Genomic DNA, 15920 nt, shown 5'->3' with positions numbered 1-15920 from the left:
CCGGCAGGGGTTTATAGCCCCTCTAGGGTTCAAATCCCTATCTCTCCACCATTATATTAAAGCCCGCTTATTAGCGGGCTTTTTTGTGTCTAATTTTCGCTATACCTAACCTCAAAACCAAGTATATTTAGTTAAAAAATACGACCATAGTCTCTATTTATAAGCTACAGCTCTTAGGGCATGCTAAGAAATAAGATTTATGCTTGTGTATTTAAGGTTCTTACTATGAAACATCAACTTGCTAAAAGCGTCGCACTTTCATTATTATCTCCTGTTATTATCGGCAGTATGCTAGGAATATATTACGCATTGACTATGCGTGGTGACGCGGTGTCTATCTTTTTAGGGCTATTGATGACGGCCATTGCTAATGCCCACATAGTAGGGTTAACGATGGCTGCGTTTGTGGTGCCAGGCTACTTACTTATGTTTAAGTATTCTAAGGTGAATTATTCTGGGGTATTAACTCTTGGCTTACTGGGTGGCGCTATTTTTAGCTATCTGCTTAGTGCGACTACTGGCGAGATATTTTTAATCAATAGTGTGATGTCGGGATTTGCTGCAGGACTGTTTTTATTTGGCCTGCGTAAATCGGTACAAAGCTAATTGCAGAATATTTAATCAAGTGTGTCGTAAAACCATGTAATTTCCTTTTTTTTACCCGCAAAAGGTTTCAATTTTTAGTGACAAAGAGTACCTTTAGCTACTGTATGTTTAATAAGAAGTAGTTTGGTATGCAAAAGCACGATTTTTACCAGTCATTAGTTAAGCAAACTGAATCGCTGATAGGCGGTGAATCAAACATAATTGCCAATATGGCAAATATTAGCGCGCTATTATTTACTTCTTTAGAAGATGTGAATTGGGCGGGCTTTTATTTTATGGATTCACCGACAGAATTGGTACTTGGTCCATTTCAAGGCAATCCAGCTTGTATTCGTATTCCGGTAGGGAAAGGGGTATGTGGCACTGCTGCGGCAACCGAGCAAACCCAGTTAATTTCAGATGTGCATGCGTTTGACGGTCATATAGCCTGTGATGCGGCGTCAAATTCTGAGATAGTTGTACCTATCATGAAAAACGGCCGTGTATTTGCGGTACTTGATATAGATAGCCCAAGTATTGGCCGATTTGATACTGATGACCAAGCAGGGCTTGAAGCACTTGTAAAATGCTTAGAGGCTAGCCTGTAATGAAAGATTTGCTAAATGTTCAAGATTACCTATTCGCCGTTCAAGATGTAGGTGATTGGGAAGGTGAAGAAGAACATGTAGCGGAAACGCTCAATGATTTGATTCACATGGCCTGGGATCGTCTACCTGATGATTTAGACTGTGATTCAATTGATGAAATTATAAATGGTATTTGGGAACATTTACGTGGTGATATGGCTGTGATTGAAACTGACTTTGAAGAGTTAGTTGATTGGAGCATCCACTATGTTGATTCTGCCCTTGATGAAAAGATGTGATTAAATAGGTTCTAAAATGGAAACCACAAACAAGCTAAAAGATATTAATGAAGTATTGGAGTTCTTATACCAAGAATTTCCACAATGTTTTAAACAAAAAGAAGGCATTCAGCCGCTTAAAGTAGGTATCTTTAAAGATATCGCTGAGCGTATTGAAGGGTCTGAAAAAGTTAGTAAAACACAAGTACGCCAAGCACTTAGAAAATACACATCTAACTGGCGCTATCTTGAAGCGGTTACTAAATCTGAGTTCCGTATTGATCTTGACGGAAATCAAGGCGAGAAAGTTGAGCAAGAGCATATCGACCACGCACAAAAAGCGTTGGAAGAAAGCCGTGCTAAAATGGCAAAGCGCAAAAAGCAGCAACGCCCACGTCAAGACTCAGATGCAAAATCTTTTAAGAAGAAGCCAGCGCATTCAGCTAAAAATCCATCAGCTGCAGCAAAACCTGCCAAAGCCGCTGCGCCTAAGCGTTCAGGAAAAGTTGAACCTTTACCTGCAGGCGAGGTCAAGGTTAATAACAAGGTTAAAGTTAAACTTGGCCAAGCACTTGTTAATGCAGTAATCACTGAAGTAAACAAAGACGATGTTCATGTTGAACTAGTGACAGGTATGCAAGTAAAAACCAAAGCCGACAGCTTATACATTATTTAAGTTGCGAAAAAATTAAGGAGTTGTGTATGAGTAAAAAGTTTACGCTCATTCCGTTAGTTGCTGCGCTGTTTTCAGGTTCGTTATTTGCTGCAGTAGAGCCGGTAACATTAGAAGACTTACCCTTGTTAAAACAAGAAAGTCAGCACGGTACAGCCAGCAAACGAGTGGCTAATCTATTTACTCGTTCACATTACACACCCGTTCGATTTAACGATGAGCTTTCGAGTAAAGTATTTGATCGTTACATCGAATCCCTTGATTTTAATAAAAGCGTGTTCTTAAAAAGCGATATAGACTCATTTGAACAATATCGTAACCGTTTTGATAACGCGCTTCTTAGCGGCCAGTTAGGGTTTACGTTTGATACTTTCAACTTAAGCCTTAAACGCCGTTTTGAACGTTATGAATTTTCACTGTCACTACTTGAAAACGAAATGACGTTTGACGAAGAAGATGAATATTTTTATGACCGCGAAGATTCACCGTGGGCAATTACCCAAGCTGAGCTTGATGAAATTTGGCGCGAACGGGTAAAATATGATGCACTGCGTTTAAAAATGACTGGCAAAGATTGGCCAGGCATTAAAGAGGTGTTGACTAAGCGCTATAAAAACGCAGAAAAACGCCTTGTTCAGTCAAAATCTGAAGACGCATTTCAAATTGTAATGAACTCGCTAGCACGCAGTATTGAAGCGCATACTTCATACTTGTCACCTCGACGTGCTGAACAATTTAAAATGGACATGGACTTAGAGCTTGAGGGGATTGGCGCAGTATTAACGCCTGATGAAGACTACACGGTTATTCGTAGTCTAGTTCCAGGAGGCCCTGCAGACAAATCTGAGCAGATTAAAGCCGATGATCGCATTATTGGTGTGGCTCAAGAGGGCGAAGAGTTTGTTGATGTTATTGGTTGGCGTTTAGATGACGTGGTTGATCTTATAAAAGGGCCTAAAGGCACTAAAGTACGTTTACAATATTTAAAGGGTGCTGATGCTCACGGTACGCCAAAGGTAGTTGAGATTACCCGTGATAAAATTCGTCTGGAAGACCGAGCAGCAAAATCAGAAGTATTTGAAGCCAGCTATTCGGATCTGACTAGTAAAATAGGGGTAATCGAAATCCCTGGCTTTTACAACAACCTTTCTAAAGATGTAAAAGTAGAACTTGCTAAATTAAAAGAGCAAAAAGTTGACGGTATTATTATAGACCTACGTCAAAATGGTGGTGGTTCGCTATATGAAGCGACGCAATTGTCAGGCTTGTTTTTTGATCAAGGCCCAGTGGTACAAATTCATACATTAAATAATCGCATTGAAGAGCAAAAAGACCGTGATGGCATTACCTATTACGATGGCCCACTGACGGTACTTGTTGATAGATACAGCGCGTCTGCATCTGAAATATTTGCAGCGGCTATGCAAGATTATGGCCGCGCAGTTATTATTGGTGAACAAACCTTTGGTAAAGGCACTGTGCAGCAGCATAAAGGCCTCGCACGTGCTTATGACTTATACGATAATCCATTAGGTAGTGTGCAATATACAATTGCAAAGTTTTACCGCATTAATGGTGGTAGTACACAGCATAAAGGGGTGATCCCAGATATTACGTTCCCATCGGCTATTGACCCTGCAGAGTGGGGGGAAAGTAAGCAAGATAATGCACTACCATGGGATAGCATAGTACAAGCGAAGTATAAGCAAATAGAGCGTTTAAATCCTGTTATAAATGTGCTTGAAAAACAGCACAATGAGCGAATTAAAACTGAACCTGAATTTAATTATGTGTTTGAGGATATCGCTCGTTACAACGAAGAAAAAGATCGTAAAACAATTTCTTTAGTCGAGAAAAAGCGCATTAAAGAAAAAGAAGAAAATGAAGCGCGAGCACTAGCACGCACTAACGAGCGTTTAAAGCGTTTAGGCAAACAACCTGTAGAAAACTTGGATGATGTACCAGAGGTGATTGAAAAGCTCGACCCATTCCTTGAAGAAGCGGCACTAATAACGCAAGATTATATTAGATACGGTCGTATGGCTAAGCGCTAATTAAGGCTTTGCTCGTTAAAAAAAGGCGCTTAGGCGCCTTTTTTACTATCGATAATTTGCTAAATTGTTATAATCGCGGATTACCAAAAGTTGAGCTAGATCAACACTGCTCAATAAATGCGCGTACGTGCTAATAAAAATAATCAACATGCATCGAATGTGTGTAGGAGTCTATATTTTGAAGCCCATTGAAGAAAAACCACTTAAAAGTGCCACACTTTTTGATGCACTCATTCCAATTACTGTATTAATTTGTTTGTTAGGTGCCGCCGTGTACTTATTTGGCGATGATTCATCGTCAGGTCCCAATCAAATTGCCTTGTTGTTTGCAACTTTCGCTGCAGCACTAATTGGTTTAAAAAATGGCTACACATGGAAAAAATTAGAAGATGCAATGATTGAGGGAATTACCTTATCTCTTAGCGCTATTTTAATTCTACTCATGGTGGGGGCACTTATCGGAACTTGGTTATTATCAGGAACGGTTCCGACCTTAATTTATTACGGCTTGCAAATAATCAACCCTAGCTGGTTTTACGCCGCGAGTTGTTTAATTTGTGGCATTGTAGCAATGAGTATTGGTAGTTCGTGGACCACGGCAGCGACCATAGGTGTCGCATTACTTGGCGTTGCTTCTGGACTTGGCCTAGAGCCGACAGTTACCGCGGGTGCAGTTATATCAGGCGCTTACTTTGGCGACAAGCTTAGCCCATTGTCAGAAACAACTAATTTAGCACCGGCTGTTGCTGGCGCTGATTTATTTGAACACATTCACCATATGTTATGGACAACTGTTCCAAGCTTTGTGATTGCATTAATCATCTTTGTTTTCATGGGCTTTAACGCGACAGCAGCGGGAGAGGCTGGTCAAATAGACCAAATAAATGCAATTCTTCAGCAAAACTTTAATATTGGTTTAGAAATGTTGGTGCCTTTAATTGTGTTACTAGTCTTAGCAATAAGAAAAATGCCAGCGTTTCCGGCTATTTCTATAGGCGCTGTCATTGGCGCTGTATGGGCATTGTTATTTCAATCTGATTTAATTGCTAGCCAAATAGATATGACCCAAGGTGAATTTGTTGGTTACTTTAAACTGGTTTGGACCACTTTTTTTGACGGTTTTACTATTATTACCGGTGATGCAAAAATGGACTCGTTACTCAGTGGCGGTGGCATGTCAGGCATGCTAACCACGACATGGTTGATCATGACGGCACTTATGTTTGGTGCGATTATGGAAAAAACGGGTCTACTTGATATATTTGTTAAAAGTATTCTTAAAATCGCAAAAAGTACCGGTTCATTAATTGCTTCAACTATTGCTACCTGTATTGGTACCAATATTATCGCAGCAGATCAGTATATTGCTATTGTTGTACCCGGGCGTATGTTTAAAGAAGAATATAAAAAGCGCGGGTTAAAGCCGGTTAATTTGTCACGCACATTAGAAGATGGGGGCACAATTACCAGCCCGCTCATACCATGGAATACCTGTGGTGCGTATATGCAAAGTGTTTTATTAATCAATCCGTTTGATTATGCACTTTATGCATTTTTCAACCTTATAAATCCTTTCTTAGCCGTTATTTATGCTTACTTAGGTATTAAGATACTGCGTATCAAGCCTAAGCAAACGGCTTAATTTAAGTAGCTCCTTTTATCACTAAAAGGGGCTATTTTTTTGGAGTGATCATGACTGAACTACAAAAACCTCAAGCAGAATATTTAAAAGACTATAAAGCCCCCGATTATTCAATCGAGCATACTGAGCTGACTTTCGACTTACAGCCATTAACGACTCAAGTAAATGCTTTATTAACGCTTAAACGCGTGGGTGATTCAAATGCACCACTGGTATTAGATGGCATTGACTTAACTTTGATTTCTTTATCGATTGACGGTGCAGAGCTCACAGATTATAAAATTATAAATCAGCAATTAATCATTAATAATCTGCCTGATGAATGTCAGTTAAGCATAGTGACGCAAACTTCACCGCAAACAAACACATCACTTGAGGGGTTGTACTTATCGGGCGGGGCTTATTGTACTCAATGTGAAGCGCAAGGGTTTAGAAAAATAACCTACTATATGGACCGTCCTGATGTCCTTTCTACTTTTGATGTCACTATAATTGCAGATACAATATTCCCACATTTACTTTCAAATGGTAATCAAGTTGATAGCGGTGAAACGCAAGATGGACGCCATTTTGTAAAATGGCAAGACCCATTCAAAAAGCCTAGCTATTTGTTTGCATTAGTAGCTGGGGACTTTGATGTTTTACACGACAAATACACAACACGTAGTGGTAAAGACGTCACCTTAGCGTTATTTGTTGATAAAGGGAATTTACCTAAAACAGAGCATGCTATGACGTCGCTTAAAAAAGCGATGGTTTGGGATGAGTCACGTTTTAATTTAGAGTATGACCTTGATATTTATATGATTGTTGCCGTTGATTTTTTCAATATGGGAGCAATGGAAAATAAAGGGTTAAACATTTTCAACAGCAAATGCGTGCTGGCAAATCAAGAAACGGCAACCGATAAAGATTACCACACCATTGAGTCTATTGTTGGCCATGAGTACTTTCATAACTGGACCGGAAATCGTGTAACTTGTCGTGATTGGTTTCAGCTGTCTTTAAAAGAAGGTTTAACGGTATTTAGAGATCAAGAGTTTAGCAGTGATTTAGGCTCTCGTGCGCTAAATAGAATTGACGCGGTAAAAGTGATGCGCACTCATCAATTTAGCGAAGATGCCGGCCCAATGGCACACCCAATACGCCCAGAAAAAGTCATCGAAATGAATAACTTTTACACCGTTACAGTGTATGACAAAGGGGCTGAAGTTATTCGTATGATGCATACATTGTTGGGTGAGGAAAATTTTCAAAAAGGCATGACACTGTATTTTCAGCGTCATGATGGCCAAGCGGTTACCTGCGATGATTTTGTTGCGGCAATGAGTGATGCATCATCCATTGATTTATCACAATTTAAGCGTTGGTATAATCAGTGTGGGACACCACGTTTAAACGTTACCAAAGCGTATGATGAAAGTGCACAAATCTTCACGCTCACTATAGAGCAACTTGCGCCCCTGAATCAGCCTGATAATGCGATGTTACATATTCCTTTTGCGATTGAGCTTTTAGATCAGCAAGGCCAAGGTATTGCATTGCAATACCAAGGTAAAAAGGTTGATAGCGTATTAAATGTTACTCAAGCTAAACAAACATTTCATTTTGATAATATTGAACACAGTCCAACCGCCGTATTGCTAGAAGATTTTTCAGCACCGTGTATTTTGAATCAACAGATCACTGAAGCTGATTTATTACATATTATGCGTTTTGCACGCAGTGACTTTTCACGCTGGGATGCACAACAACAATTGTTTATTAATGCACTCAAGGCAAACGTTATTTCAGCTAGTAATACACCACTAAGCGATGCCGTTATTGATGCACTTAGGGTGCTAATATCGCAACGAGAGGGTGACTTAGCGCTGATTGCTGAACTCTTAAAACTGCCTAGTTTTGATACTTTAGCTGCGGAGTTTGACGTTATTCCGGTTGATGACATTATTGCCAATATTGAGCTATTCGAACAACAAATTGCCAAACAACTACATACTGAGTTTTTAAGTTGTTATCAGGCAATCACGGATGATGGTAGTGTGAGTGCCAAAGCGGTGGCTATTCGCGCTTTAAAACAACTTTGCTTGCACTATTTAGCAAAAACAGACAGTGCTAAGGCGGCAAGCTTAATTGAGCAGGCAGCAGCATCAACAAATATGACTAATGTGCTTGGCGCTTTGAGCAGTGTAGTTAAAGCTGCGCACCCATTATCAAATCAATTACTTGCGCATTTTGACAGCCAATGGCGCCATGATGTGCTAGTAATGGATAAATGGTTTGCTTTACAAGCAATGAACAGCGCTGATGATGCCATTGAGAAAATTAAGGCCTTGTATACACATCCATGTTTTGATTTTTCAAATCCGAATCGAGTTCGTGCTTTAGTGGGGAGTTTTTCGCACTTTAATACCGCACAATTTCATCGCTTAGATGGTCAAGGTTATACATTACTTGGCGATTTATTAATTAAGCTTAATGCGATTAACCCGCAAAATGCATCACGTATGTTAACGCCGTTTATGTCATGGCGCCGCTATGATGAAACCCGTGCCAGTGCAATGAAAGCGCAATTAGAGCGCCTTTCGAATTTAGAAGGTTTAAGCGATGATTTATTTGAAAAGGTTGAAAAAGCTTTACAATAAATCATGATAGAACATTATTTTTATATAAATTTGAGCTATAACGAGTGCATGGATTATTACCATGGCCGGTATAGCTCAATTCAAGTAACAGCTGATAGCGGCAAAACAATTCGTTTTGCTGCGCATTATCTTCGGCCCTTCATGTCTAGTTTAGGTATTCGTGGTCGGTTTAGACTTATTTTAAGTAATGAAAACAAGTTCATCCGTCTCGAACGAGTAGCCTAGCTGTTGTTTTTTGTGATATAGATATACACAAATATTGCCTTTTTGTTAATTTCGATTTGTTCTATTGTTAATTTACGTGTATAAATTATCTGGTATGACGTCTTACCAATACGTAAACGTTAAACAAATAAAAAACTTATAACTGATTGAAGGCGACCATTTGTAATTTGTTTAATTCGCTTCTATCGTTACGATTACACTAAAAACAATAACTTGATCACACAAAAAATACCCGCGACAGGGGGGAACCAAAATGATAAGAAGATCGCTTTTTGTTAAAAATAAAATAGTACTCGGCTTAACAGCTGCGGCTATCGGTTTATCAGCAGCACAGACACAGGCTGCAACATTTGAGGTAGGCGGTTTTGATATCGCTTTCGACTCTACTTTTTCTTATGGGCAAAGTATTCGCGTAGAAGACCGTGACTTTAACCTCATTGGTAAAAGTAATAACCCATCATTTGATTGGACAGGTTATAACCCAGCAATCAATACAATTTATTCATCTCAAGATGTCTGGGCTCAACCGGGCTCTTACTCAAATAATGGTGATGCAGGCGATTTAAACTTTGATAGCGGCGAAACTTTTTCAAAGCTATTAAAAGGCACGCATGATCTATCAATAAGTAAAGATAACTACGGCTTATTTACTCGTTTTATGTACTTTTATGATTTTGAATTAATGGACGGCGATCGTGCCTACGTTAATCCAACATCAGGTCAGGGTGTAGATCCGTGTGATGATGATGATACTAAAGAGCAAAGTTGTGCAGACCTTCGTTTACTTGATGCCTACGTATGGGCGAACTTTGATTTAAACGATGGTTATAATCCACTGTCAATTCGCTTGGGTCAACAAGTAGTAAACTGGGGTGAAAGTACGTTAATTTCTCATGGTATTAACGTAAACCCGGTTGATATTGACCGTTTGAAAGCTCCAGGGGCTGAACTAAAAGAAGCGTTTATTCCAGTTGGTATGTTGTGGGCATCGCTAGGGCTTACTGAAAACATCACCTTAGAAGGTTTTTATCAGTATCAATGGCATGAAACTCGCCTACCAGCAGCAGGGACTTATTTTTCTACCAATGATTTTGCGGCTGAAAACGGTTATCAACAAAATGTACAGCTTGGTTTTACCTCAAATTCTGATATTGACTTAGCGTTTTTAACAGATAACTTGAATAACCTGATGGCAACTTATGGCCAAGTGGCTGCGAGCCAAGGTATTGACCCTTCAAGTGCAGCTGGACAACAATTACTGGCCAATATGTACTTAGCGTACCCAACTAAGGTTGTCCTTAAAGGTAAAGGCTATGATGGAAAAACCGAACCTGATGATGGCGGCCAATATGGTTTACGCTTAGGTATGTTTTTGCCAGAGTGGAACGATACAGAAGTGGCACTTTACCATGTAAATTATCACAGCCGCCGTCCACTTATTTCGGGCCGCGTATCTAATTTCACGCAAGCATCATTGCAACAAGATTTAGCGATGATTGCCACCACTGAAATTACCTCTGATAACGTCTCTGACTTAAAAGCATTTGCTAAAGCGACAAACGAATACCCTGAAGATATTAAACTATATGGTTTGAGTTTTAATACCTCGCTGGGTGAAACCGCGTTTGCAGGTGAATTCACTTTCCGTGAAGACGAACCATTACAAATCGATGACGTAGAATTACTTTATGCAGCAATGCCTGAACAATTAGCTATTGCGGGTTTACGTCCTGAGTTTGCAGGTATTTCGCAAATGAGTAAAGGTGATGCTGCAAGTGTTGTCGGCCCTGGTGAATTAGCCAAAGGTTATATTGAGCGCAATACATCACAATTACAGTTTACGGCAACGCATTTATTTGGCCCTTCATTAGGTGCTGATAGCTGGGCTGTGGTGGGTGAAATTGGTGGTGTTCGTATCAACAATATGCCTGAATACGATGAAATGCGCTTGAATGTGTCTGGTACTGGTCGAAGCGGTATTATGCAAGGCCCTGGTAGTTCAGACTATTCTGCATTGCATATGGCTTTATCAAATGGCCCTGAGCAAAAATCGTTTGCTACGGCGTCGTCTTGGGGTTATCGCTTAATTGCCAAAGGTGATTACTTTAATATTTACAATGGTATTAACTTCTCACCCCGTTTTGTGTTCTCGCATGATGTTAATGGTAATACGCCTGATCCAATGTTCTTATTCATTGAAGATCGTAAGTCGCTAGGTGCTACTATGAGCTTTAATTACCAAAATGCATGGTCTTTAGATGTAAGTTACAACTCATTTTGGGGTGGTGGCGACACCAACACTTTCTCTGACCGAGATTACGTTTCTTTTAACTTAAAATATTCTATCTAGGGGTAACATTATTATGATTAAAAAACCTACCCTCATTGCTACAGCGTTTTGTAGTTTGTTTGCAAGTCACACAGCACTGGCTAAAATTAGTCCAGAAGAGGCTGCGCGCCTTGGTAAAGACTTAAGCCCAATTGGGGCAGAAAAAGCAGCTAATGCAGATGGTTCAATCCCAGCGTGGAACGGCGGTATTACTGCTGCACCAGCAGGTTATGAGCCGGGTATGCACCACTTAGACCCTTACGCAACTGATGAAGTATTGTTTACTATAGATAAAAGCAATATTGATAAGTACAAAGAAAATTTAAGCCCAGGGCAAATAGCATTATTTGAAGCGTACCCAGATACGTTTAAAATGCCTATTTACAAAACACGTCGTTCAGCGTCATACCCACAGTTTGTATACGATGCGACAAAGAAATTTGCTACTACAGCTGAATTAGTTGAAGGCGGTAACGGCATTAAGAACACAGCAATTGGTATTCCATTTCCAATTCCTAAAACAGGTTTAGAAGCAATTTGGAACCATTTACTTCGCTATCGTGGTCAATCAATTGAGCGTTTTGGTGGTCAGGCAGCACCGACGGCATCGGGTTCATATAACTATGTTGGTTTTGATGAGCAGTTATTAGTTAAGTATTCAGATCCAAGTGCAACGCCGGCTGAACTACAAGACTCTAATATTTTGTATAAGTTTAAACAGCAAGTGACAGAGCCAGCACGTTTGGCAGGTACGGCATTGTTAGTACATGAAACCATGGATCAAATATTAACACCACGTCAAGCGTGGACGTATAATTCAGGTCAGCGTCGTGTTCGTCGTGCACCTAATGTAGCGTATGATGCTCCGGGTACAGCAGCAGATAGCTTACGTACAACCGATGATTTTGACATGTTTAACGGCTCGCCAAATCGTTATAACTGGACGCTAAAAGGCAAGCAAGAGCTTTACATCCCATACAATAGCTACAAGCTTCACAGTGATAAGCTAACCTATGATGATATTTTAAAGCCTGGCCACATCAACCCAGAGCATACACGTTATGAAAAACACCGTGTGTGGGTTGTTGAAGCAAACTTAAAAGATAACACGCGCCATATTTATAAAAAACGTGTGTTCTACATTGATGAAGACAGCTGGCAAGTACATGTTACCGATATATACGATAATCGCGACCAACTGTATCGTGTAGCAATGGCTTATGGCCTTAACTATTACGAAGTACCGACTCAGTGGAGTACGCTTGAGGTATACCACGACCTTAACTCACGTCGTTACTTAGCCATTGGTTTAGATAATCAAGAAAAGATGTATGATTTTTCTCAGTCATTTAATGATAATGAGTTCACATCGAGCGCTTTACGTCGCGCTGGCAGATAGTATAAAAGCAGGCACCTAGTTTCCTAGGTGCCTTTTTTCTTTCACATCGCGTTTGTCTATTAACGAACAGGTTTTCCTCTTTTTAACAGACAAACAAATCCTCAGTTCAAGGCGAATTTAATTTATGAAGTATTTGGTCTATGCCAGCCTGATCCTAAGCGGTGCGAGTTTTGCACAAGACGCACCTCAAAGTGCAATTAGCGCAATTAATGCAGATAAAACACTCCTTACCGATATCACACAAACCTCAGCAGGGCTCATTGCTGTGGGTAAGCACGGTACGGTCATTAAAAGTGTTGATGGTAACAATTGGCAACAAGCACAATCAGTGCCTACACAAGTATTACTAACAGCGGTTGAATTTACTAATGATTCTAATGGCTGGGCATGTGGACATGACGCCACAATTATAAATACCACCGACGGTGGTGAGAACTGGCAGTTACAACAAGCAAAGCCCTCACTTGATAAACCCTGTTTAGATATTTATTTTAAAGACGATTTACATGGTTATGCCGTGGGCGCCTACGGTATGTTTTATCAAACAAGTGATGGCGGCGAACATTGGCAAAAACGGTTTTTAGATTCACTGTTATTTAGTGAAGATAGAGCGTACTTAAACGATTTAAAACAAACCGATCCTGAGGGTTACGAAATAGAAACCTCGTCTATATTACCTCACTTTAATCGCATTGAACCGACTAGTTCGGGTTTAATGCTGGTCGGTGAGATGGGCTTAATGGCAAAAAGTGATGACGATGGCCAAACATGGCAACGTTTAGATGAAATTTACCCTGGTTCATTTTTTGGATTTGCTTCAGATTCATCGCAACAAATCGTCGCAGGGCTACGCGGTAATATTTTCGTAAATAAAACCGACAGTGGACAATGGCAGCATTTAGAAAATGACAAAACCGCCACTATTAATAGCATTATCAACTACAACAATAAACAATGGCTATTACTGGCTAATAGCGGTGTTATTTTTCATCTAAAAGATGATGAGTTGTCATACGAGCAATTGGCCGATGGTAAGGCAATACTTGATGGTGTAATTGTTAAAGATAGACTTATTCTGGCGACAGAAAATGGCATTAAAGTGAAGGAGTTGACCCCTTAATGCAAGCAATTTTAGATTTTTTAGAAAAAGCGATTTTTAGACACCGCTTAGTGGTGCTCATAAGTTTTGTGTTGATCACCTGTTTATTGGTTTTTAAAGCAACACAGATTCAACTTGATGCGTCATTTAATAAAAATATCCCGCTCAATCATGAATACATGAAGGTATACACTAAACATGAGAAACAGTTTGGTGGCGCTAATAGTATTTTAATTTCCGTATGTGATGACAGTGGTGATATTTTTAACCCTGAATTTTTTACCCAATTAAAAGCAGTGCACGATCAGCTTTATTTTATTCCAGGGGTAAATCGTCCTTTAGTAAATTCTATCTTTTCACCCAGTGCCCGTTTTGTTGAAGTTGTTGAAGACGGCTTTGCTGGCGGGCCTATTATACCAGCCAACTTTAAAGCCGATAAGCAAGGCTTAGGAATTGTTAAAGAGAACATTGAAAAGGCAAAAGTAGTGGGTCGTATGATAGCAAGCGATTATTCGTGTGCCATGGTCACCGCCCAACTGTTAGAGACTGATCCGCAAACACAAGAAAAATTAGACACCCTTGCGTTTGCAAAAAAATTAGAAACCGAAATTCGTGAACCTTTAAGTACTGATAATATCAGTATTCATATTATCGGTTTTGCAAAAATGGCTGGCGATATCGCTGAAGGTGCAAAAGGGGTTGTTTTATTTTTTGCCATCGCGATTGCGTTTACGTTCGTCATGGTATGGCTGTTTTGTGGCAGCTTGAAACTCACTATTTTACCAATTGTGTGTTCTATTATTGCCGTTATTTGGCAGTTAGGCTTATTGTCTAGTTTAGGCTTTGGCCTTGATCCTATGTCAATTTTAGTTCCTTTTTTAGTCTTTGCAATTGGTGTAAGCCACGGTGTGCAGATGATCAACGCCATTGGTAAAAAAGTCACTGAGGGCAAAACCACCGCCGTGTGTTGTCAATCTAGCTTTAGAGCTTTGCTGGTGCCAGGTGGGATTGCGTTGTTATCAGATACGGTTGGCTTTTTAACACTTTTAACTATAGATATCGGCATCATTCGTGAACTAGCTATTACAGCAAGTTTAGGGGTGGCCGTTATTATATTTACTAACCTTATTTTATTGCCTGTATGGGCATCGTATATGCGTTTTGAAAACAGCATCCATATTCAATCGGGTGATGCCAACAAACCTAATATACTCGATGCAATGCGCGATTTATTAGTTAAAGCAACTGACCCTAAAACAGCAAAAGTGATCATAGGTTTAACCTTGGTTTTATTTGCATTAGGGTATTGGCAAGCGGATAAAATGCGTATTGGTGATTTACACGCAGGTGCGCCATCGTTGCACCAAGATGCACGTTACAACCAAGATACCTTTTTAATATCGGACAAATACACCATTTCGTCTGACATTTTGAAAGTGATTGTGGAAGCATACCCTGCAGCCTGTACAGAGCATGATGTAATGGAACGTATATCGCGTTTTCAATATAAAGTTGAAAACTTAGCGGGCGTGCAGTCAGCGGTGAGCTTAAGTTCAGTGGCACAATCAGTCAATGCCGGTTACAACGAGGGCAATTTAAAGTGGCAAAGTTTGCCGCGCAATTCTGCCAGCTTAGTGCAATCAACGTCACGTGTAGAAACCAGTACAGGGTTATTAAACGGTGATTGTTCGGTAATGCCGGTGATTATATTTTTAGACGATCACAAAGCACAAACAATTGATAACGTGATTACAAAAGTAAAACAATTTGCCGATGAAGAGGGTACAGATAAACTTGCCTTTAAATTGGCATCAGGGCCAGTTGGTGTTATGGCAGCAACAAATGAGTCTGTTTCAGCAGCGCAAATACCTATGATGTTGTATGTTTACGGTGCGGTTATTATTTTATGCTTACTTAGTTTTAAGAGTGTAAAAGCAACAATTGCGGTGGTATTACCCTTGTACATAGTATCAACATTGGCACAAGCACTGATGGTGCAGCTTGAGATTGGTCTGACTGTTTCAACGTTACCAGTGATTGCTCTGGGTGTAGGTATTGGTGTTGATTACGGTATTTATATTTTGTCATCGATGATGGGGCAGTTAAAACAAAACGTACCATTGAGTATTGCTTATCGTAATGCATTAGTTGAACGTGGTAGTGCGGTGTTATTTACCGGTATTACATTAGCGATTGGTGTAAGTACGTGGATTTTTTCTGATTTGAAGTTCCAAGTTGATATGGGAATTCTGCTTACCTTCATGTTTTTAGTAAATATGTTGGGCGCAGTGTTACTTTTACCTGCAATTGGCAGCTTGCTCTGGACTGACCAGAAAAAATAAGGTGAATAAATTTGCTCCAAAATGGCCAGTAATGGCCATTTATATCTATATTTTGTGAATAG

General features: G+C 39.9%; 12 protein-coding genes. All 12 read left to right on the top strand.

Features of this window, described 5'->3' with window-relative positions:
* Positions 1-225: 225 nt before the first annotated feature.
* Positions 226-606 carry a hypothetical protein gene (locus QMA00_RS12875; protein ID WP_008112036.1) on the top strand — a complete coding sequence of 127 codons (381 nt, stop codon included), beginning with the start codon at positions 226-228 and terminating at the stop codon, positions 604-606.
* A gap of 128 nt (positions 607-734) precedes the next feature.
* On the top strand, positions 735-1193 hold the full coding sequence (locus QMA00_RS12870; protein ID WP_008112037.1) for a GAF domain-containing protein: 459 nt from the start codon (positions 735-737) through the stop codon (positions 1191-1193).
* Positions 1193-1471, top strand: coding sequence for a hypothetical protein (locus tag QMA00_RS12865; protein WP_008112039.1), 279 nt, complete (start codon positions 1193-1195; stop codon positions 1469-1471). Before QMA00_RS12870 ends, QMA00_RS12865 begins: the two co-directional genes overlap by 1 nt.
* A gap of 16 nt (positions 1472-1487) precedes the next feature.
* The gene (proQ, locus tag QMA00_RS12860; protein ID WP_008112041.1) at positions 1488-2126 is read left to right on the top strand and encodes an RNA chaperone ProQ; all 639 of its coding nucleotides are present in this window, start codon (positions 1488-1490) and stop codon (positions 2124-2126) included.
* Between the two features lie 26 nt (positions 2127-2152).
* Positions 2153-4177 carry a carboxy terminal-processing peptidase gene (gene prc / locus QMA00_RS12855; RefSeq protein ID WP_076921402.1) on the top strand — a complete coding sequence of 675 codons (2025 nt, stop codon included), beginning with the start codon at positions 2153-2155 and terminating at the stop codon, positions 4175-4177.
* 178 nt (positions 4178-4355) lie between these two features.
* A complete protein-coding gene (gene nhaC, locus QMA00_RS12850; protein ID WP_175610036.1) occupies positions 4356-5819 on the top strand; it encodes a Na+/H+ antiporter NhaC in 1464 nt (487 codons plus the stop codon).
* A 50-nt stretch (positions 5820-5869) separates the two neighbouring features.
* Positions 5870-8464 carry an aminopeptidase N gene (pepN, locus tag QMA00_RS12845; protein WP_076921397.1) on the top strand — a complete coding sequence of 865 codons (2595 nt, stop codon included), beginning with the start codon at positions 5870-5872 and terminating at the stop codon, positions 8462-8464.
* Positions 8465-8467: 3 nt separating this feature from the next.
* Positions 8468-8689, top strand: coding sequence for a DUF2835 family protein (locus tag QMA00_RS12840; RefSeq protein ID WP_016900377.1), 222 nt, complete (start codon positions 8468-8470; stop codon positions 8687-8689).
* A gap of 253 nt (positions 8690-8942) precedes the next feature.
* Positions 8943-11039: a DUF1302 domain-containing protein gene (locus QMA00_RS12835; RefSeq protein WP_290157543.1), complete on the top strand. Its 2097-nt coding sequence runs from the start codon at positions 8943-8945 to the stop codon at positions 11037-11039.
* Between the two features lie 13 nt (positions 11040-11052).
* Positions 11053-12417 (top strand): DUF1329 domain-containing protein, encoded by a 1365-nt coding sequence (locus QMA00_RS12830; protein ID WP_290157541.1) that lies wholly within the window; start codon positions 11053-11055, stop codon positions 12415-12417.
* A gap of 124 nt (positions 12418-12541) precedes the next feature.
* Complete coding sequence (locus QMA00_RS12825) at positions 12542-13537, top strand: YCF48-related protein (RefSeq protein ID WP_290157540.1); 996 nt, start codon at positions 12542-12544, stop codon at positions 13535-13537.
* Positions 13537-15858: an MMPL family transporter gene (locus QMA00_RS12820; RefSeq protein ID WP_290157538.1), complete on the top strand. Its 2322-nt coding sequence runs from the start codon at positions 13537-13539 to the stop codon at positions 15856-15858. The genes QMA00_RS12825 and QMA00_RS12820 overlap by 1 nt, the downstream gene beginning before the upstream one ends.
* The last annotated feature ends 62 nt before the right edge of the window (positions 15859-15920 follow it).

It is taken from the genome of Pseudoalteromonas sp. APC 3694 (assembly GCF_030407565.1).
Classification (GTDB): Bacteria; Pseudomonadota; Gammaproteobacteria; order Enterobacterales; family Alteromonadaceae; genus Pseudoalteromonas; species Pseudoalteromonas tetraodonis.
Note: the sequence above shows the minus strand (reverse complement) of the source record. Positions and strands in the feature narration are given on the sequence as shown.